Consider the following 19,615-nt stretch of genomic DNA (forward strand, 5'->3'; position numbering starts at 1 on the left):
ACGATGGCGTGGCTGCTGGTCGTGGTCGCAGGACTTCTGGAGACCGGCTTCGCCGTCTGTCTGAAGCTCTCGCACGGCTTCACCCGGCTCTGGCCGACCATCGCGTTCTGCGTCTTCGCGCTCGGCTCCTTCGGTCTGCTGACGATGTCGCTGAAGAAGCTCGACGTGGGTCCCGCCTACGCGGTGTGGACCGGCATCGGTGCGGCGGGCACCGCGATCTACGGCATGGTCTTCCTCGACGACGTGGTCTCCACCCTCAAGCTGATCTCGATCTCCCTGGTGATCATCGGGGTGATCGGGCTCCAGCTCTCGGGCTCGTCCCACTGACCGCTCCCCTCCCCGCCACGAGGCGGACCAGTGGTGCCGCCTCTCCCTGCGCCGCCTCCTCGGATGCGGGGACCAGCGCGTAGCTCAGGGCGAGCCGCAGCGCGATCTCGCAGGTCACGGCCAGGGTCTCCGGGTCGCACGGTCGGCCTTCCCCGTCGAGGGCGGCCATCGCCCGTTCACCGGCCCGATGGAGCAGCTCGGCGGGGGTCGGCGGCCCGGGTTCGGCGCGGCGCCGGCCGGGCGCCGAGGACGCGCCCCCGGCCGTGCGGTGTGCGGGGCGGGGTAACCGTTCGTGCCAGCATCCGGTGAGCAAGGCCCTGATCAGCGCGTTCGTGCGCACGATCCGGATGGTCCAGGCGGCGGTGGCGGCCAGCCTGTCCTCCGTGCCGTCGGCCGATCCCAGGGCCTGCTCGACACCGGTCAGATAGCGGTCGGCGGCGTCCCGGACCAGGGCACGGGCCAGGCCTTCCTTGCCGCCGAACTCGTTGTAGAGGGTCTGCCGGGAGACGCCCGCGGCGTGCGCCACGTCGACCATGCGCACCGAGGTCCAGGGCAGGGTCGCCAGCGCCGAGAGGGCGGCGTCCAGCAGTGCTTCCCGCGCTGTGGGCATCGTCGCCTCCCGCGCCGAGGGCTCCGCGTCCCAGCGTCGGCCCGCTGCCGGGGACTGTCAATGGTCCGCGCGGCTCCGGGACGTATGGCTCCGTTCACCTTCGGTCGATACTGTGACGGCATGCCCGATTACCACGATGATCTGCGCCTTGCCCATGTGCTGGCGGACGCCGCCGACGCGGCGACGATGGACCGGTTCAAGGCTCTCGACCTCAAGGTCGAGACCAAGCCGGACATGACGCCGGTGAGCGAGGCCGACAAGGCCGCCGAGGAGCTGATCCGCGGCCACCTCCATCGGGCCCGCCCGCGCGACGCGATTCTGGGCGAGGAATTCGGGATCGAGGGCACCGGCCCCCGGCGCTGGGTCGTCGACCCGATCGACGGCACCAAGAACTACGTACGCGGCGTCCCGGTCTGGGCGACGCTGATCTCGCTGATGGAGGCCGGCGAGGACGGCTTCCAGCCGGTGGTCGGCGTGGTCTCGGCCCCCGCGCTGAACCGGCGCTGGTGGGCGGCGAAGGGGGCGGGCGCGTTCTCCGGCCGCAGCCTGACCTCCGCGACCCGGATGCAGGTCTCGAAGGTGGAGCGGATCGCGGACTCCTCGTTCGCCTACGCGTCGCTGAGCGGCTGGGAGGAGCAGGGCCGGCTCGACGGCTTCCTGGATCTGACCAGGGCCTGCTGGCGCACGCGCGGGTACGGCGACTTCTGGCCGTACATGATGGTCGCCGAGGGTTCGGTGGACATCTGTGCGGAGCCGGAGCTCTCGCTCTGGGACATGGCCGCCAACGCGATCATCGTCCAGGAGGCGGGCGGGCAGTTCACCAGCCTGGACGGGGTCTCCGGTCCGGGCGGCGGCAACGCCGCGGCCTCGAACGGACTGCTCCACCACGAGCTGCTCGGTTATCTGAACCAGCGCTACTGAACCGGCACTGCTGAACGGCGTTGCTGAACGGCGCGACCGAACCGGCGTCGCCGAACCGGCCCGCCCGGCCGCACCCCGTCACCGAAAGGCGTCGCGCACCGGCGCACGCCTTTCGGGCGGTTCACCCCTCTTGTCCCGTCCGCGCATCGGTGCAACTCTGAGAGTCCCCCCGCTTGTGAATTTGTGAATCGGCTCACGCGCCCTTTCACCAAGGAGGTGGCTCCCTTCATGCTCGTCCGAGACGCCATGAGCACACTGGTCCTCACCATCGGGCCCGCCCATACGCTCCGCCAGGCCGCCCGGCTGATGTCGGTCCGCCACATCGGGGCCGCGGTCGTCCTCGACAAGGACAACAGCGGGCTCGGCATCCTCACCGAACGCGACATCCTCAACGCGGTCGGCTCCGGACAGGATCCGGACGTCGAGACCGCCGCCACCCACACCACCACCGACGTGGTCTTCGCCGCACCCACCTGGACCCTGGCCGAGGCCGCGGAGGCCATGACACACGGCGGGTTCCGCCACCTGATCGTGCTGGACGACCACGGGCCCGTGGGCATCGTCTCCGTCCGTGACATCCTGCGCTGCTGGGCGCCCGCCAGGCGCCGCCACCAGGCGGAACTCATCGTCTGAGCCCCCGGTGAACGACCGGTGGGCCGGTCTCCCCCGGAGAGGAGACCGGCCCACCGCCGACGACAGCCGTCCGGATCAGCCGCGAAGGGCCTGGACCGCGGCCTCCAGACGCTTGCCGAAGTCGCCGTCCGCCTGGCGGAAGTTGTTGATCGCGCGCTCGGCGATGTCGTCGCGCGAGACCTTGGCGATGAACCCGGCGAGGTTGTCGATCAGCCGGGCCTTCTCGTCGTCGGAGTAGAGCCGGTAGAGGTTTCCGGCCTGTACGAAGTCGTTGTCCTCGGCGTGGCTCGGGGCCACGTGCGTGGCGACCTCGCCGGAGACGGTGGTGGCCTCCCACAGCGGGCGGTCGGTCTGGGCCGGACCGCCGAAGCTGTTCGGCTCGTAGTTCTTCGCGCCCTTGTGACGGCCGTCGTACAGGTAGCCGTCCCGGCTGTTGGTGCGCGCCTCGGTGGCGTGCGGACGGTTCACCGGCAGGTGGTCGGCGTTGATGCCGACGCGGTAGCGGTGGGCGTCCCCGTAGGCGAAGAGGCGGCCCTGGAGCATCTTGTCGGGCGACGGGCCGATGCCCGGCACGAAGTGCGCGGGGCTGAAGATCGACTGCTCGACCTCGGCGAAGATGTTCTCCGGGTTGCGGTTGAGCTCCAGCTTCCCGATCTCGATCGGCGGGTAGTCCGCGTGCGGCCACACCTTGGTGAGGTCGAACGGGTTGAAGCGGTACGCGGCCGCCTCGGCCGCCGGCATGATCTGGACCTGCACCGTCCAGGACGGGAAGTCGCCGCGCTCGATCGCCTCGCGCAGATCGCGCTGGTGGCTGTCCGGGTCCTCACCGGCGAGCTTGTTGGCCTCGTCCTGGGTGAGGTTCTCGATGCCCTGGTCGGTCTTGAAGTGGTACTTGACCCAGAAGACCTCGCCGGCCTCGTTGCTCCACTGGTAGGTGTGCGAGCCGTAGCCGTTCATGTGGCGCAGCGTCGCCGGGATGCCGCGGTCACCGAAGAGCCAGGTCACCTGGTGGGTGGACTCGGGCGACAGACCCCAGAAGTCCCAGACGTTGTCCGCCTCCTGCGAGCCGGTGTACGGGTCGCGCTTCTGGGTGTGGATGAAGTCCGGGAACTTGATGGCGTCCTTGATGAAGAACACCGGGGTGTTGTTGCCGACGAGGTCGTAGTTGCCCTCCTCGGTGTAGAACTTCAGCGCGAAACCGCGGGGGTCGCGCACCGCGTCGGCCGAGCCGAGGTTGCCGGCCACGGTCGAGAAGCGCAGGAAGGTCTCGGTCTGCTTGCCGACCTCGGAGAGGAACTTCGCCCGGGTCCACTGCGAGACGTCGCGGGTCAGCGTGAACGTGCCGTACGCGCCGGCGCCGCGGGCGTGCACGATGCGCTCCGGGATGCGCTCACGGTTGAAGTGCGCGAGCTTCTCCAGCAGCGACTGGTCCTGCACCAGGACGGGACCGCCGACGCCCGCGGTCTGGCTGTTCTGGTTGTCGGCGACCGGCGCGCCGGCCTCCGTGGTGAGCGGTCCCTGCGTCACGTGCGCCTCCTGCGTCGTTCCTGCACATTCGTCTTGTCCTGCACAGCCTGTCCCTTGGCTTATGCCGATGTCGATCCTACAATGGACTTAGTCCAAGTCAAGTGAACATCCAAAGTCACACCCGTTCGGGACCTGGTCCCTTCACTGTTAGGCTTGTTTCTATGAGTGACCTGTTGGAACGACTTCGCGGACGCGGCTGGCGCATGACTGCGCAGCGACGCGTCGTGGCCGAGGTCCTCGACGGGGACCATGTGCACCTGACGGCCGACGAGGTCCACGCGCGGGCCGTGGCCAAGCTGCCCGAGATCTCCCGCGCCACCGTCTACAACACACTGGGCGAGATGGTGTCGCTCGGTGAGGTCATCGAGGTCTCCACGGACCGCCGCGCCAAGCGGTACGACCCGAACGCACACCGCCCCCACCACCACCTCGTCTGCGCGCTCTGCGGCACGATCCGCGACGTGCACCCGGCCGGCGACCCGATGGCGGACCTGCCGAGCGACGAACGCTTCGGCTTCACGGTGTCCGACGTCGAGGTCACCTACCGAGGTATCTGCCCCACCTGCGCGGCGACAAGCTGATCCGAGCGAGCAACAAAGGCCCCGGCGCGGACACCTTCCGCACCGGGGCCTTCCGCATGGATCCCCGCAGCGGACGACACCCCTCCCCGCCACCGGCACATGCGCACCCCCTTCCCGAATCTGACGGGTAGTCATATCGTCTGCGGCGATCACGTCCGCCCCGCGGCGGATCCGCACCTCGATACGCGCGAGGAGAGACCCGTGGGAGATCCGCACCCGACCCCGCCCGCCACCGCAGCCACCAGCCCCAAACTCCGCGCCGACGCACTCACCCGCTCGTTCGGGCGCGGCGCCAAGGCCCTGCCCGCCCTCGGCCCGCTCGATCTCCGCATCGCACCGGGCGAGTTCACCTGCGTCGTCGGCCCGTCGGGCTGCGGCAAGTCCACCCTGCTCAGGATCGCCGCCGGGCTGCTCCGTCCCAGCTCCGGCGAGCTGTCCATCCGTACGGGCGCGTCCCGCCCGGCGGCGATGATCTTCCAGGACTACGGCATCTACGACTGGAAGACCGTGCTCGCCAATGTCCGGTTCGGCCTCGACATCCAGCGCGTACCGCGCAAGGAGGCCGATGCCAGGGCGCACGACTGGCTGGCCCGGATGGGCCTCTCCGACTTCGCCGGGGCGTATCCGGCCGCCCTCTCCGGCGGGATGCGGCAACGGGTCGCGATCGCCCGCGCCCTCGCCGTCGAACCCGAGATACTGCTGATGGACGAGCCGTTCGCGGCGCTCGACGCCCAGCTGCGCACCATCCTCCAGGACGAGCTGCTCGACCTCACCCAGACCACCCGTACCACCACCCTCTTCATCACCCACAGCCTCGAAGAGGCGATCGTGCTCGGGGACAGGGTGCTGGTGATGTCCGCCAGACCGGGGCGGATCATCGCCGAGCGCCGCCCGCCGTTCGGCCGGCCGCGCACCGGCACGGTCCGGTCGGCACCCGAGTTCACCGCGCTGAAGAGCGAGTTGTGGGAGCTTCTGCGCGGCGAGGTGCACCGGGAGGCGGTCCCGGCATGACCGTCACCGCGAACGCCACGAAGCCCGACGAGGGCGTCCTGGTCCGCAGACCGGGCCCGCAGGAGCTGCATCCGGCACGCACCCACCGCAGGCGCCGCGCCCTGGAGATCGCGCTCGCCGTCGCCGTACCGCTGCTCCTCGTGCTGCTCTGGCAGCTGGCCGCCGCGCAGTCCTGGATCGACGCCCGGGTCTACCCCGCCCCCTCCACCATCCTGGCGGACGGCTGGGACCGGGCGGGCGCCGGTGAACTGTGGCCGGACGTATGGGCCACGCTCAAGCGGGTCCTCGGCGGCTATGCGATCGGCACCGTCGCGGGATACGCGCTCGGCCTGCTGATGGGCTCGCTCTCCCTCGTACGGGCGGCGCTGGAGCCGTTGCTCGACGCCCTGTACGTCGTGCCGAAGCTGGCCCTGCTGCCGGTCTTCCTCAATATGTTCGGCCTCGGCGAAGGCCCGCAGATCGCCCTGGTCGCCGCGACCGTCTTCTTCTTCGTCTGGATCTCCACCATGGCGGCCGTGCTCGCCGTGCCGGCCGGCCACCGTGATGCCGGTCAGGTCTTCGGCGCCTCGACCTGGCAGATGTTCCGCCATGTGCTGCTGCCCGCGTCGCTGCCGGCGGTCCTGGTCGGGGCACGGATCGCGGCGGGAGTGGCGGTGCTCGTCATCGTCGCCTCCGAGCAGATCGCCGCGGCCGACGGTCTCGGCCATCTGATCTTCGACTCCCGGGCGCTGTTCCGGAACGACGTGATGTTCGTCGGCATCGTGTGTGTGGCGGTCCTCGGTGTCGTCTTCTCCGAAGTGGTGCGGATCGCCGGGCGGCTGCTCACGCCATGGGCCCCGCGCGACCGCGGCCCCGGCCGCTCCTGAACGGCTCCCCACGCTCTTCGTACGGAGGCACTGTGCGTACACACACCCCCTTGACCCGCATCGTCGTGCTCGTCACGGCATCCCTGCTCGGCGCGGCGGGCTGCGCCGGGCCCGACTCCGGCGGCGACGGTGCCGCCGCCGCGCCGCGCGCCGTCACGCCCGTCGCGGGCTGTGGCGCCGGCAGCTGGACCGACCCGGCCGAACTCGCCCCCGACCGGAAGGCGGCCCGCTGCGACAAGGGCGCCCCGGCGGCCCGGCCCCTGGCGAAGCGACGGAAGATCACCGTGGCCACCGGCACCTTGAGCGCGGAGTACGTGGCTCCGCTCCAGGTCGCGGTGGCGAAGGGCGAGTTCGCGAAGGAGGGGCTGGACGTCGAACTGAAGGTGCTGCCCACCCCGGACGCCCTGCCGCTGCTGGCCAAGGGCGACGTGGACGCCCAGTGGGCGGCTCCCGAGGCAGCCGTGATGAACGGCATCAACGGCGGCTTCGACATCAAGTGGGTCGCGGGGAACTTCTCCCCCGACCCCACCTCGAAGAGCGGCCTGTGGGTGCGTCTCAAGGACGGTGAGAACGCCGATCACGTCGAGATGGCGGGCCGGAAGCTGGGCACCATGATCGGCAAGGGGTCGGTCATCGCGTACCCGATGGACACCTCCCTGAAGAAGCACGGCGGCGGCCTCGACAGGATCAGCTTCCAGCAGCTCGGTTCCGCGGACGTGCTGACCGCGCTGCAGAACGGCGGCGTGGACTCGGCCTGGCTGCTCGACCCGATCTGGCGCAAGGTGGACGGCGACAGGAGGTACGCGTTCCTGGGGGGCCAGCCCGTCGGTGAGCCGCTCGGCGGCCTGCTCTTCGGGCCGACACTGCTGAACAAGGACCCGGACGCGGGTGTCGCCTTCCTCCGCGCCTACATCCGGACCGTGAACACCTACTTCGCCGGCGACTACAAGTCCGATCCCGGCTTCGTCACCGAGCTGGCGAGGCTGATGAAGACCGACGAGACCACGCTGCGGTCGACCCCGTCGATGCGGATGGACTGGGAGATACGGAAGGGCACGACGGACCGGCTGCAGGAGGCGTACGCCGACTCCGGCGTCTCGAAGGGCGCCCCGGTGCCGGAGGCGAAGGCCGTCGACCGGGCGATGTACGCGGAGGCTGTGGGCCACAAGCTCTGACGCATACGACGTATACACAGAAGGCCGGATCCTCTGAAAGGATCCGGCCTTCTGTCTTCAGTAGCGGGGACAGGATTTGAACCTGCGACCTCTGGGTTATGAGCCCAGCGAGCTACCGAGCTGCTCCACCCCGCGTCGTTGTGTTTAGAACTGTACGTCACCGCTGCCGACCAGCGCAAATCGATTCCGGCGGCCCGCGGGGACGGCCGCCGGAGCACCGTTCGCACGATGCCCCGGCGGCCGTCCCGGCCGGTTTCTCCCCTACGCGGTCAGTTCCTGGTGCAGCGCTTCCCGCAGCCGGGCCGCCCGCTCCGCGACCTCCGCCGGGCCCAGCTCGACCGCCCGCGCACACCAGCGCTGCCCCTCGGTGAGTTCGCCGCGGCGGGCGGCCAGCAGAGCGAGGCGCAGGGCGGCCCGCCCATGCCCGTCGTTCGCGGCCCGGCTCCACCACAGCGCGGCCTCGCGCTCGCTGCCCTCGCGGGCGAGCAGCAGCCCGAGGTTGAAGGCGCCGTTGCGGCTGCCCGACTCGGCGGCCTCGCGGTACCAGCGGGCGGCGCTGTCCACGTCGCCCCGGGCGGCCGCGAGCATCCCGACCCGCACCTGGGCGCGGCGGTGCCCCTGCTCGGCGGCCCGCTCGTACCACTCCTCGCACTCGGTCTTCTCCGGCATCGGCTCACCGAGCGCGGGCGGGCCGGGCGGCGGCTGCCGCGAGTCCAGCACCCCGGCCAGCCGGAATGCGGCCTCCGCGCTGCCGCCGCCCGCCGCGCAGCGCAGATGGCGCTCCGCCTCCTGTTCCTCGCCCCGGTGCAGCAGGGCCATGCCGACCTGGAGGGCGGCCTCGGTGTGGCCGGCCGCCGCGGCCCGCTCGTACCAGATCAGGGCCGCACGGTCCTCGTCGCGCCCGGCGTACAGGATGCCGAGGTTGAAGGCCGCGTCGACGCTGCCCGCCTCGGCCGCCTTGGAGAACCAGGGCTCGGCGCCGGTCGCGTCGCCCGCCTGCAGCAGGAGCACGGCCAGCGCGTTGGCCGCCTCGCGGTGGCCCGCGTACGCGGCACGGCGGTACCACTGCTCGGCCTGCGGCGTACGGTCCTGGGCCGCGCACAGCAGGCCGAGGTTGTAGGCGCCGTTGACATCGCCCGCGTCCATGGCGGCGCGGTACCAGCGTTCGGCGGTCTGTTGCTCGCCCCTGGCCGCGTGCAGGGCGCCCAGGGCGTTGGCGGCGTTGCCGTCGCCGTCCTGGGCGGCGCGCAGCCACCACACGGCGGCGCTCTCCTCGTCACCCGCGTCACGCATCAGGAAGCCGAGCGCGCAGGCGGCGCGCGCCTCGCCCGCCTTCGCGGAGATGAGGTACCAGCGGCCGGCCTCCTTGGGCTCGCCGCGCTGTTCGAGGATGGCGCCGAGGTGCAGGGCGGCCCGCCGGTGGCCCCGCGCGGCGGCCTGCCGGTACCACTGCTCGGCCTCGCCCACGCGCCCGGTCGCCGGGCCCGCCACCGGGCCGTCGTCCCTGCGGACCGCGGAACGGCCGGACGCACCGGGCCGCTCGCCCGCGCCGGGGCCCAGTCCCGGGCGGCCGAAGGCGTCGTGCGGGTCGTCGCCGGCGTTGCGGTCCAGCATGCGCGCGAGGCGGTACGCGGCTTCCCGGTGCCCCTGCTCGGCTGCGGCCCGCAGCCAGCGCTCCGCACCGACGTCGCTGCGGTGTTCCAGCAGGTCGGCGAGGGCGTACGCACCCAGCGCATGACCCTGCTCGGCGGACTGCCGCAGCCAGTACTCGGCACCGGGCTCGTCGCCGCGCTCGCGGTAGTGACGGCCCAGGGCGTGCGCGGCGGCGGCGGAGCCCGCGACGGCGGCGATGCGCCACCAGCCGGCCGCGTCGTCGACGTATCCGCGCTGGTGGAGGAGGACGCCCAGGTTGTTGGCCGCGGCCCGGTCACCGTCCGCGGTGGCCCCGCGCAGGTAGGGTTCGGCGCCGTCCAGGTCGCCCCGGCGCAGCAGCAGAGCGCCGAGGACGCTCATCGATGCGGTGTCCCCGGCGTCGGCGGCGCGGCGGTGACGCGCCTCGCTCTCGGCGCTCTCCTCGCTCTCGGCGCTCTCCTCGCTCTCCTCGCTCTCGGCGCTCCCGGAAGTCGCCGTGGCCCCTGCGGCCCCGGTGTTCCCGTCGGCCCCAGCGCTTCCCGTGTTCTCTGTGAACTCCGTGCTCTCGACGGTCGCGGCACACCCCGCAGTCTCGGCAGTCTCGGTCGCCTTGATGATCTCAGGTGTATCGGGTGCCTCAGGTGTGTCAGTGGTCTCGTTGTTCCCCGCGGCAGCACCACCAAAAGCCGCATTCATCGCATTGAATGGTCGATCAACGCGATGTTGCACAAACCGCCCTGTCTCCAACAGAGTTGCCCTGTCCCCCATAAATACCATCGTCGCACCACCTGCAACCCGCGTACACCTGGTATATCGCGGCCAGTGAGGTCACTTCAGCGTTTTGTCGACATGCCCACAGAGAGATAAGTCAAACACGTTCGGAGCCAACTCGTGCCCCGCGAACCGCACTTCACGCACCTTGCACAAGAAAGTCACCACAGCACGACGAAGGCCCGGATCCTCGAAAGGATCCGGGCCTTCGTCTTTCAGTAGCGGGGACAGGATTTGAACCTGCGACCTCTGGGTTATGAGCCCAGCGAGCTACCGAGCTGCTCCACCCCGCGTCGTTGTGTGGAAACCGTACCACGACGCGGGGGTGAGCCTTTACCGGGTTACTCAGCCACTGGTGTCGGTGCCGGCCGGTTTGCCCTTCTCGTCCGAGCCGGTCGCACTGTCCGTGGCCTTCGCGCCGTCCTTCGCGCCGTCCTTCGCGCTGTCCTTCGCGCCGCCCGCGCCGTTCGCACTGCCCGACTTGGGCTGGGCGGCCGCCGCACGCTGCAAGGCGTCCTGCAGATCCGCCTGAGCCTTGCCGTAGGCGGACCAGTCCTGCTCCTTCAGGGCGGCTTCGCCCTCGGAGTAGGCCTTCTGCGCGTCCGCGATCGCCTTCTTCAGCGCCGCGTCACCGGTGGCCGGCGGCTCCGTGGTGCCCGGCGGTCTGGTGGTCTCCGGCGGGGTGGTGCCGGAGTCCGTCACCCCGAAGACCGCGTTGAGCGCCTCTCCGAGGCTGTTCTCGAAGACGGTCTTCGACCCGTACGAGGCGGCGACCTTGCGCAGCAGCGGATAGTTCTGCGTGCCACCGCGGGTGTACACCGGCTCGATGTAGAGGAAGCCCCCCTCCAGCGGCACGGTCAGCAGGTTGCCGTACTCGATGTCGGAGTCGGTTCCCTTCAGGTTTCTCACGAACTCGGCGACGTCGTCGTTGCCGTTGAGCTCGCTCTGTACCTGCCCGGGACCCTTCACCGTGGTGGTGACTCTCAGCAGCCTTATCGTCCCGTAGTCCTTGCTGGCCGCGTCCGCGTCCACCGCCATGAACGCCCCGAGGTCGGGCCGCCCCTTCGGGGTGAACGTCGTCGTCAGCGAGAACTTCTGGGCCGTCTGGTCCGGCATCTTTATGCTCAGGTAGTACGGCGGGACGGCACCCGACTCCTTGTTGGTCGGGTCGTCCGGGACCTGCCACGCGTCACTGCCGCTGTAGAACTGCGCGGGGTTGGTGACGTGGTAGCGGGTGAGCAGTTCGCGCTGCACCTTGAACAGGTCCTGCGGGTACCGCAGGTGGTCCATGAGCTCCTGCGGGATGTCCGCCCTGGGCTCCACGGTCCCCGGGAACGCCTTGCGCCAGGTCTTGAGGACCGGGTCCTTCGTGTCCCACTCGTAGAGCTTGACCTTGCCGTCGTACGCGTCGACGGTGGCCTTCACCGAGTTGCGGATGTAGTTGACCTGGTTCTGCTGGGCGACGACCGCGCGCTGGTTGGTGGTCAGCGAGTCGGCCGTGGTGTCACCGAGCGTCGTGCGCGAGGCGTACGGGTAGCCGTTGGTGGTGGTGTACGCGTCGACGACCCACTGGATACGGCCGTTCACCACGGCCGGGTAGGCGTCGCCGTCGATGGTCAGCCACGGGGCGACCGCCTCGACGCGCTCCTTGGGCGTGCGGTTGTAGAGGATCCGCGAACCGTCGCCGATGGCTCCCGAGTACAGGATCTGCGGCTCGCTGAACGCCACCGCGTACGCGGCACGGTTGAAGGCGTTGGAGAGACTGACCCCGCTGCCACCCTGGTAACTGGTGGTCTTCTCGCCGTCCTCCTCGTAGTCGAGCTCCTTCTGGGGCCCGCCGACGATGGAGTACTGCTCGGTCTTCTCGCCGTAGTAGATCCGCTGCTCGTACTTGGGGAACTCGCCGCTCGTCGGCAGACCGGACTCGGTGAAGTCCGGGGAACCCTTCGGGTTCTTGCCGGTCGTCGTGCCCTTGGCCGCGATGGCGCCGTAGCCGTGGGTGTAGGTGAAGTGGTCGTTGATCCAGTTGCGCTTGGGGATGCCGTCGAGGTTGAGCTCGCGCAGACCGATGACCGTGTCCTGGTCCTTGCCGGCGGCGTCCTTGTAGCGGTCGACGTCCAGCGTCTTGGGGAACTGGTAGTAGTTCCTCTTCTGCTGGAGCTGCTGGAAGGCCGGGGAGACGACGTTGGGGTCCATCACCCGGTAGCTGGCGGCGTCGTTCGCGCTGGCGCGCAGCTTGGCGTCGTCGTCCGTCGTGCTCTTGCCCGAGTAGTCGTCGACCTGCGCATTGTCGATGTCGTACGCGTCACGCGTCGCTTCGATGTTCTTCCGGATGAACGGAGCTTCCTTGGCCTGCTCGTTCGGCTGGACCTGGAACTTCTGCACGATCGCGGGGTACAGCCCGCCGATCAGGATCGCCGAGAGCACCATCAGGCCGAAGCCGATCACCGGGAGCTGCCAGGTGCGCCGCCAGAGCGTCGCGAAGAACAGCACGGCGCAGATAGCGGCGATGCAGAACAGGATGGTCTTCGCCGGCAGATAGGCGTTGGCGTCGACGTACCGCAGACCCGTCCAGTTGTCCGTGGCCTTGAAGTCGCTGGACTTCACGGCCAGGCCGTACCGGTCGAGCCAGTACGCCACGGCCTTCAGCGAGACGAAGACTCCGAGCAGCACCGACAGATGGCCGGTGGCCGCGCCGGTCGCCCGGGCGCCGGGGCTGGTGACGCGCAGTCCGCCGTACAGATAGTGGGTCATCGCGGCGGCGATCAGCGAGAGCACCGTGGCCGCGAAGCCGAAGCCCAGCAGGAAGCGGTACCAGGGCAGGTCGAAGGCGTAGAAGGACACGTCCAGATGGAACTGGGGGTCCTTCTGCCCGAACGCCACGCCGTTCACATACATCAGCCAGGTGCGCCACTGGCCGGAGGCGGATGCTCCGGCGATCAGCCCGACGAGCGCGGTGATCGCGAGCAGCACCCACTTCTTGTACGGGGCGAGACTCATCCGGTAGCGGTCCAGGCTCTGCTGTTCCAGAGACATCGCGCTCAGCGGCGGCCGGAGCCGGTGCGCGAGCCAGATGTTCAGTCCGACGGCGAATGCCATCAGCAGGCCGAAGACCAGGAACAGGCCGATCTTGGTCCACAGGGTGGTGGTGAAGACGGATGAATACGCGACCGACCGGTACCAGAGCCAGTCCGTCCAGAACCCGGCGAACATGACGAACGCCATGGCGAGAACCGCCAGGACGCCCAGTGTCATGAGCAGGGTACGGGCACGCCGGGACGGGCGGCCGACTCTGATCCGTGGCCCGGTCGGGCCTCCGCCGCGGTCCGGCATCTGGAAAGCCAACGTGCGCACCTCGAAGTTCGCGGGTCGTGTGAAGCGGGCCCAGCGATCGTAGAGCCCACCTATGCAACTTACTGAGGCTTTACCTAGTTCCCGTTCCCGGGGCGGAAGGAGGCAGGATATTGCCCATGCCCAACGTTTCCCCCTCAGGCCCTCCGATGGCCGCGAGCCCGCTCACCGTCGCCGTGCTCGAAATCGACGAGTACATCTCCGGCCTCGGCTGGGACCAGCCGGCCCGGCTCTTCGCCCTGGTCGACACCGCCAAGCTCCGGGTCCAGGAGCCCGGCCTCGCTGCCCAGCTCGGCCTGGACAGCGCCGATTCCCCGTCCGCCTCACTGACCCCCATCGAGCAGGACGAGCTGCCGCCGGGGACCGCCCTGGACGAGTTCCTCGCCACGATCGCCTGGCCCGACGCCGTGATCGGGTGCGCGCTGACGGTGGAGCGGCTGATGCTGCCGCCGTCCGCCGAGGCCTCGGTGCCCGAGGGGCTGGACGACGCGCAGCTGACCAAGTGGGTCGCCAAGCACCCGGAGCGCCAGGAGGTGCGGATGACCGTGGCGGTCCTGCGGGACGGTACGCGTGAGTCGGCCGTGCGGCTTCGCGCGAAGGACGCCCCGGGCGAGGTGCGGACCGGCGCCGGTCTGGTGCCCGGGCTGGCCGACGCGCTGGCCGCGACCTTCGAGGCCTGAGCCCGGCGCGTGCCCCCGCGGGGGCACGGTCAGCCTGCCGAGCAGCTCGGCAGCCCGGCCGTGTCCCCCACCCGGATCTTCTCCAGCGACTTCTTCGCGTCGTCGATCGTCTTCACCTTCACCAGCGTGAGTCCGCTCGGGGTGTCGGAGGCGGCGGCCTTGCAGTTCTCGTCCGGTGTCAGGAAGTACCTGGCGCCGGCGTTGCGCGCGCCGACCAGCTTCATGTTGATGCCGCCGATCGGACCGACCTTGCCCTTGTCGTCGATCGTGCCGGTGCCCGCGATGAACTTGCCGCCCGTGAGCTTGCCGGGCGTCAGCTTGTCGATGATGCCCAGCGAGAACATCAGACCGGCGCTCGGGCCGCCGACGTCGGCCAGCTTGATGTCGATCCGGAACGGGAACGTGTGGTCGGTCCCGGCCTGGATGCCGACGATCGCGCGGTTCTCCTTGGGTGCCTTCGCCGTGGTGATGACGATCTTCCGGCTGCCCTCGGGCTCCTTGCCGGCCTTCTCGGCGGCCTGGGCCGTGCGGGCCGGGATGACCGTGAACGTGACCTTCTCGCCGGGGTCGTGGCGGGTGACGAGCTTCGCGACGTCCTCGGGCTGCTTGACGGGGGTGCCGTCGACCTGCTTGATCACGTCGCCCGCGTGCAGCTTGCCCTGGGCGGGGCTGTCCTTGACGACCGTCGAGACCACGACGCGCGACGTCACCGGGATGCCCAGTTCGGTCAGCGCGGCGACCTTGGCGCTCTCCTGGGACTGGCTGAACTCCTCGGCGTTCTCCTGCGTCGACTGCTGCTCGGTCTTGCCGTCGGGGTAGAGCGTGTCGTGCGGCACCACCACGCTGTCGTGGGCCAGCCAGCCGTAGACGGACTCGACGAGATTCATGTGGTAGTCGGCGCCGGTGACCCTGACCGTCGTCATATTGAGGTTGCCGGACGTCGGGTACGTCTTGTGCCCGGAAATCTGCAGGACGGGTTCGCCGCCGACCTTGCCCAGGGTGTTCACGGTCGGACCGGGGGACATCTCCGAATACGGCACGGGGATCAGCACGCCTGCGCAGAGCAGCGCGATGAGGATCAGGGTGGAGGCGAGCATCGTCGCGGTGCGGCGTGGCATGGAACGACAGTACGGGAAGGGCCTGTCAGTGCACTGTCGGGGCCGGTCCGTACGAGGCGGGAATCCGGGCGCGGACCGCGCCGGAGCGCGCCGGCAGCCGGAGTCGCGATGCGGATTGGCGATTGCGCACGCGCGGTGAGGCGTCAGACGACATCGGAACCGGAGTCCGACTTCTCCATCGCCTCACGGAACCTGGCATAGCCGGCGAGTTCGGTGACATCGCCGGTCGTTCGATTACGGGTGGCCCAGCTTCCCCATATCGCAGCGCCGAGCGCAGCGAAAAGCGGAATCAGCAACCAGGCAAGCGCTGCCATCACGACCTCCCTACCCCATGAGCGACCGCAACTGACCGATCAGCAGATTAACCGTTTGGTGAATCAACGCTCACGGCAGGGGTGGGGTTACGCAAATCGGACCGAACGGCCTCCTGGCCGACTTGCGCTCAGCAGGCGCCGACCCATTCCTCGGCGCCGTCCGAAAAGCGCTGGTGCTTCCAGATCGGGACCTCGTGCTTCAGGTCGTCGATGAGCTTGCGGCAGGCCGCGAACGCCTCGGCGCGGTGCGGGCAGGAGACGGCGACGACCACGGCGATGTCGCCCACTTGGAGGTCACCCACCCGGTGGACCGCGGCCAGCGCCCGGACGGGGAAGTCGGCGACGACCTTTTCGGCCACTCGGCGCATCTCGTCCTGCGCCGAGGGGTGGCAGGAGTACCCGAGAGCCTCGACGTCCTGGCCGCCGTCGTGGTTGCGCACCGTGCCGACGAAGAACGCCGTGCCGCCCGCGGCGTCGTCCCCGACGGCCTGGAAGACCTCGTCGACCGACAGCGGGGTGTCGCGGATCTCCAGCAGCCGGACGGGGTCGCCCGCCGCCTGCTCGCCGGGGTGGTCGTTGCTGGGTGCCATGGGGCCCATGGTGCCGTACGGCACCGACAACGCGGAATAGCTCTTTCCACCGGCGGGCCGCCCCTGACCTTGGAGCCTTCTACAGAAGTCCGTGGGAGGAGGTCCGGGGCGGCTCTCAGATGCGGCGGCGGGCCTTGCGGGCACGGCGGACCAGGGCGGCGGTGCCGAGCAGTGCCACGGTCGCACCGGCGGCACCCGCAGCGGTGGCGTCCTTGCGGCCGAGGCGGCGTCCGGCGACGGTGTGCCGGCCCTCGACCTCTTCGAGGAGGGCGGCGAGCACTTCCTCGTTGGTCCACTTCGGGCGCCATCCCACGTCGTGCAGCCGGCTCACGCTGACCACCCAGGGGTGCATCGTGTACGCCAGATCGCCCGCCGGGGACGGGGTGAGGCCGATCCGGTGCAGCCGGGCGGCGGCGCCCAGGGCCACGGCGGAAGGCAGCTCCATCCGGCGGACACCGCTGAGCTCCTCGACCTCCTCCTGCTCCAGCCAGCCGTCGCAGCCGACCGCGAACTCGCCGTCGATCTTTTCGAGCGCGGCGTACTCCAGGGCCGTGACCAGGTCGTCGACATGGCAGAACTGCCAGGTCGGACGCGATCCGGCGACGACCAGGAGACGCGGCGACTCGAAGTAGCGGGTCAGCGCGGTGTCCGTACCGCCGACCAGGACGGTGGGCCGGACCACGGTCACATTGAGTCCGGGGTGGGCGCGGGGCGCCCGGCGGCCCAGCCGTTCGATCTCCAGGAGGTCGCCGACGCCGGTGGCCTCGGCCGTGGCGCGCAGCTCGGCGTCCTCGGCGAGCGGGATGTCGTTGTCCGGCTGCGCCCCGTAGACCATCGCCGACGTGCACAGCACGACCCGGTGGACACCGACGGCCGCGGCGGCCGTCAGCACGGTCTGGGTGCCGCGCACGTTGTACGCGGTGCGGGCGGCGGGGTCGGTCTCCAGGTCGAGATCGAGGGCGAGATGCACCACGACATCTGCGCCGCGCAGCTTCTCCGCGATGGCGGGGTCGCGGACGTCGAGGATGTGCCAGGTCGCCTCGGAGACCTCTCCGCGGCGTTCGTCGATGGCGATGACCTGCTTGATCTCCTGCGATGCCGCGAGGCGGGCGGTGAGCAGCTCGCCCACTCCGCCGGCGGCTCCGGTGACCGCGACGACGGGGCCACGGCTCCGGGAGCGGTTCTTTTCTGGTTTGTTCTCGGTCGAGGGGTCGGACAGGTTTCGCGCTGCGCGAACCTGAGGATCTGGGGAACTCACCGGGCGTCTCCAGCGGTTGTCTTCAGTACGTACCCGAATGACGCGTGCGTACCAGGTGGCGTCCATCCTGCCGCAGGCCGGGAGCCGACGGAGCACTGAGGCCCTGAGCGGGCTTTTGGTGTCTACGCTGGATGGTGATGTCGGGCAGTCGCCGTCGGTTCGAGCCGGCGGCCCTACGAGCCGAGGAAACCCCGTGAGTGACACCCCATTCGGATTCGGCCTTCCGCCGGAGGAGCCGGACAACGGCGACGAGGGCAAGAAGAAGGACCCCACCGGAGGTGGGCAGGGCTCGGGCGGGCCGGCGAACCCGTTCGGCTTCGGGCCCGGCGCGGGCGGGGACAACCCGTTCGCGGCGATGTTCGGCTCGATGAACCCCAATGACCTGGGCGCCGCCTTCCAGCAGCTCGGCCAGATGCTGAGCTACGAGGGCGGTCCCGTGAACTGGGACATGGCCAAGCAGATCGCCCGCCAGACGGTCTCGCAGGGCACGCCGGACGGCACGAAGGACGCCAGCGTGGGCCCGACCGAGCGTTCCGCGGTCGACGAGGCGCTGCGTCTGGCCGACCTCTGGCTGGACGGCGTGACGTCACTGCCCTCCGGTTCGGTCTCCACCGTCGCGTGGAGCCGTGCGGAGTGGGTCGAGGCCTCCCTGCCCGCGTGGCAGAAGCTGGTCGACCCGGTGGCGGAGCGCGTCGGCCTCGCCATGGGCGACGTGCTGCCCGAGGAGATGCAGGCGATGGCCGGGCCGCTGATCGGCATGATGCGGTCCATGGGCGGCGCGATGTTCGGCCAGCAGATCGGGCAGGCCGTCGGCGTGCTGGCGGGCGAGGTGGTCGGTTCGACCGACATCGGCCTGCCGCTGGGCCCCGCGGGCAAGGCCGCGCTGCTGCCGCTGAACGTGGAGCGGTTCGGCAAGGACCTCAGCGTGCCGCAGGACGAGGTGCGGCTGTATCTCGCGCTGCGCGAGGCCGCGCACCAGCGCCTCTTCGCCCATGTCCCCTGGCTGCGCTCGCACCTGTTCGGCGCCGTCGAGGGGTATGCGCGCGGCATCAAGGTCGACACCAGCAAGCTGGAGGACGTGGTCGGTCAGTTCGACCCGTCGCAGCCCGAGCAGCTCCAGGACGCCCTTCAGCAGGGCATGTTCCAGCCGGAGGACACTCCCGAGCAGAAGGCTGCCCTGGCCCGGCTGGAGACGGCGCTCGCGCTGGTCGAGGGCTGGGTGGACGCCGTGGTCCACGAGGCCGCGAAGTCCCGTCTGACCTCGGCGGACGCGCTGCGCGAGACGATGCGCAGGCGCCGCGCCTCCGGCGGTCCGGCCGAGCAGACCTTCGCCACGCTCATCGGCCTCCAGCTGCGCCCCCGGCGACTGCGTGACGCCTCGCGCCTGTGGGCGTCCCTCACCGACGCCCGCGGTCTCGACGGGCGCGACGCGCTGTGGGAGCACCCCGACATGCTGCCGACGGCCCACGACCTGGACGATCCGGACGGCTTCGTACACCACGAGCAGCTGGACTTCTCCGAGCTGGACAAGATGCTCGGCGAGGCCGCCAAGGGCCCGCAGAAGCCCGCCGCGGAGGCGGACGGCAAGGACTCGCCCAGCACCGGGGAAGCCGGTGGCCGCGAGGACGACGGCAAGGGCGACACCGACCGGTGAGCCTGTACGACGACGCCGTTCTCGTACTGAAGGGGTACGGAAACCCGGCGGACCCGGGCCAGGACGAGCTGCGCCAGGTCTATCTCGACCATCTGGCCCGGCACCCCGACGGCATGTGGAAGGCCTGCGAAGCGGGCCACCTGACGGCCAGCGCGCTGGTCGTCGACCCCGAGCGCGGCCGGGTCCTGCTCACCCTCCACCGCAAGCTGCGGATGTGGCTGCAGATGGGCGGGCACTGCGAGCCGGAGGACGCCTCGCTCGCCGCCGCGGCACTGCGGGAAGCGACCGAGGAGTCCGGCGTCGCCGGCCTGACCCTGCTCGCGGGCGGCCCGGTGACGCTGGACCGCCACGCGATCCCCGCGCCCTGCCACTGGCATCTGGACGTGCAGTACGTGGCGCTGGCGCCCTCGGGTGCGACGGAGCAGATCAGCGACGAGTCGCTGGACCTGCGCTGGTTCGCGTACGACGAGGTCGCCTCGGTGGCCGACACATCGGTCGTACGGCTGACGGAGCGCGCCCGCGCCGCGCTGGAGCAGCGCCGGTAGAAGAGCGCCACGGGTGAGGGGCGGTCTCCGCGGAGACCGCCCCTCACCCGT

General features: G+C 70.3%; 18 protein-coding genes and 2 tRNA genes. 10 read left to right on the forward strand and 10 right to left on the reverse strand.

The window, feature by feature from the left end; genetic code table 11:
* The first annotated feature begins 3 nt into the window (after nt 1–3).
* Nucleotides 4–327: a multidrug efflux SMR transporter gene (locus AB0D53_RS01455; RefSeq protein WP_072483837.1), complete on the forward strand. Its 324-nt coding sequence runs from the start codon at nt 4–6 to the stop codon at nt 325–327.
* Here the strand turns inward: AB0D53_RS01455 and AB0D53_RS01460 are convergent.
* The gene (locus tag AB0D53_RS01460) at nt 284–937 is read right to left on the reverse strand and encodes a TetR/AcrR family transcriptional regulator (RefSeq protein WP_362438295.1); all 654 of its coding nucleotides are present in this window, start codon (nt 935–937) and stop codon (nt 284–286) included. The two genes, AB0D53_RS01455 and AB0D53_RS01460, sit on opposite strands and share 44 nt — an antisense overlap.
* A 120-nt stretch (nt 938–1,057) precedes the next feature.
* Between AB0D53_RS01460 and hisN the strand changes: the two genes are divergently transcribed.
* A complete protein-coding gene (gene hisN, locus AB0D53_RS01465) occupies nt 1,058–1,858 on the forward strand; it encodes a histidinol-phosphatase (RefSeq protein ID WP_362438298.1) in 801 nt (266 codons plus the stop codon).
* A 228-nt stretch (nt 1,859–2,086) separates the two neighbouring features.
* The gene (locus AB0D53_RS01470; RefSeq protein ID WP_329815921.1) at nt 2,087–2,491 is read left to right on the forward strand and encodes a CBS domain-containing protein; all 405 of its coding nucleotides are present in this window, start codon (nt 2,087–2,089) and stop codon (nt 2,489–2,491) included.
* A 75-nt stretch (nt 2,492–2,566) separates the two neighbouring features.
* On the opposite strand, the gene AB0D53_RS01475 is transcribed toward AB0D53_RS01470, so the two are convergent.
* Nucleotides 2,567–4,018, reverse strand: a complete 1,452-nt coding sequence (locus tag AB0D53_RS01475) for a catalase (protein WP_362438303.1) — start codon at nt 4,016–4,018, stop codon at nt 2,567–2,569.
* A gap of 161 nt (nt 4,019–4,179) precedes the next feature.
* Here AB0D53_RS01475 and AB0D53_RS01480 point away from each other — a divergent pair, with 161 nt between their 5' ends.
* The 4 genes from AB0D53_RS01480 (at nt 4,180) to AB0D53_RS01495 (ending at nt 7,651) form a co-directional block, all read left to right on the forward strand.
* Nucleotides 4,180–4,599 (forward strand): Fur family transcriptional regulator, encoded by a 420-nt coding sequence (locus AB0D53_RS01480; protein ID WP_329815919.1) that lies wholly within the window; start codon nt 4,180–4,182, stop codon nt 4,597–4,599.
* Nucleotides 4,600–4,800: 201 nt separating this feature from the next.
* A complete protein-coding gene (locus AB0D53_RS01485; RefSeq protein ID WP_362438307.1) occupies nt 4,801–5,610 on the forward strand; it encodes an ABC transporter ATP-binding protein in 810 nt (269 codons plus the stop codon).
* Entirely contained in the window at nt 5,607–6,476 is an 870-nt protein-coding gene (locus AB0D53_RS01490) for an ABC transporter permease (RefSeq protein ID WP_362438310.1), read from the forward strand. The genes AB0D53_RS01485 and AB0D53_RS01490 overlap by 4 nt, the downstream gene beginning before the upstream one ends.
* Before the next feature lie 50 nt (nt 6,477–6,526).
* Nucleotides 6,527–7,651 carry an ABC transporter substrate-binding protein gene (locus tag AB0D53_RS01495; RefSeq protein ID WP_362438313.1) on the forward strand — a complete coding sequence of 375 codons (1,125 nt, stop codon included), beginning with the start codon at nt 6,527–6,529 and terminating at the stop codon, nt 7,649–7,651.
* A gap of 61 nt (nt 7,652–7,712) precedes the next feature.
* On the opposite strand, the gene AB0D53_RS01500 is transcribed toward AB0D53_RS01495, so the two are convergent.
* The 4 genes from AB0D53_RS01500 to AB0D53_RS01515 all read right to left on the reverse strand — a co-directional run bounded on the left by AB0D53_RS01500 (nt 7,713) and on the right by AB0D53_RS01515 (nt 13,387).
* Nucleotides 7,713–7,786, reverse strand: a tRNA-Met gene (locus AB0D53_RS01500).
* Between the two features lie 126 nt (nt 7,787–7,912).
* Nucleotides 7,913–10,060, reverse strand: coding sequence for a tetratricopeptide repeat protein (locus AB0D53_RS01505; RefSeq protein ID WP_362438316.1), 2,148 nt, complete (start codon nt 10,058–10,060; stop codon nt 7,913–7,915).
* A gap of 213 nt (nt 10,061–10,273) precedes the next feature.
* Nucleotides 10,274–10,347: transfer RNA gene (locus tag AB0D53_RS01510), tRNA-Met, on the reverse strand.
* A 52-nt stretch (nt 10,348–10,399) separates the two neighbouring features.
* Nucleotides 10,400–13,387, reverse strand: a complete 2,988-nt coding sequence (locus tag AB0D53_RS01515) for a UPF0182 family protein (RefSeq protein ID WP_362438818.1) — start codon at nt 13,385–13,387, stop codon at nt 10,400–10,402.
* Between the two features lie 137 nt (nt 13,388–13,524).
* Here AB0D53_RS01515 and AB0D53_RS01520 point away from each other — a divergent pair, with 137 nt between their 5' ends.
* A complete protein-coding gene (locus tag AB0D53_RS01520; protein ID WP_329815914.1) occupies nt 13,525–14,085 on the forward strand; it encodes a PPA1309 family protein in 561 nt (186 codons plus the stop codon).
* 29 nt (nt 14,086–14,114) lie between these two features.
* Here AB0D53_RS01520 and AB0D53_RS01525 read toward each other — a convergent pair whose 3' ends face one another.
* The 4 genes from AB0D53_RS01525 to AB0D53_RS01540 form a co-directional block, all read right to left on the reverse strand.
* Nucleotides 14,115–15,203: a PDZ domain-containing protein gene (locus AB0D53_RS01525; protein ID WP_362438321.1), complete on the reverse strand. Its 1,089-nt coding sequence runs from the start codon at nt 15,201–15,203 to the stop codon at nt 14,115–14,117.
* A 143-nt stretch (nt 15,204–15,346) separates the two neighbouring features.
* On the reverse strand, nt 15,347–15,517 hold the full coding sequence (locus tag AB0D53_RS01530) for a hypothetical protein (protein ID WP_329815912.1): 171 nt from the start codon (nt 15,515–15,517) through the stop codon (nt 15,347–15,349).
* A 128-nt stretch (nt 15,518–15,645) separates the two neighbouring features.
* Nucleotides 15,646–16,107 (reverse strand): molybdenum cofactor biosynthesis protein MoaE, encoded by a 462-nt coding sequence (locus AB0D53_RS01535; RefSeq protein ID WP_362438325.1) that lies wholly within the window; start codon nt 16,105–16,107, stop codon nt 15,646–15,648.
* A 115-nt stretch (nt 16,108–16,222) separates the two neighbouring features.
* Nucleotides 16,223–17,365, reverse strand: coding sequence for an SDR family oxidoreductase (locus tag AB0D53_RS01540; RefSeq protein ID WP_362438328.1), 1,143 nt, complete (start codon nt 17,363–17,365; stop codon nt 16,223–16,225).
* A 193-nt stretch (nt 17,366–17,558) separates the two neighbouring features.
* On the opposite strand from AB0D53_RS01540, the gene AB0D53_RS01545 reads away from it, so the two are divergent.
* Together AB0D53_RS01545 and AB0D53_RS01550 are read left to right on the forward strand one after the other, a co-directional pair.
* On the forward strand, nt 17,559–19,019 hold the full coding sequence (locus AB0D53_RS01545) for a zinc-dependent metalloprotease (RefSeq protein WP_362438331.1): 1,461 nt from the start codon (nt 17,559–17,561) through the stop codon (nt 19,017–19,019).
* Entirely contained in the window at nt 19,016–19,564 is a 549-nt protein-coding gene (locus AB0D53_RS01550; protein WP_362438334.1) for an NUDIX hydrolase, read from the forward strand. The genes AB0D53_RS01545 and AB0D53_RS01550 overlap by 4 nt, the downstream gene beginning before the upstream one ends.
* The last annotated feature ends 51 nt before the right edge of the window (nt 19,565–19,615 follow it).

This window comes from Streptomyces sp. NPDC048295 (genome assembly GCF_040652135.1).
GTDB lineage: Bacteria > Actinomycetota > Actinomycetes > Streptomycetales > Streptomycetaceae > Streptomyces.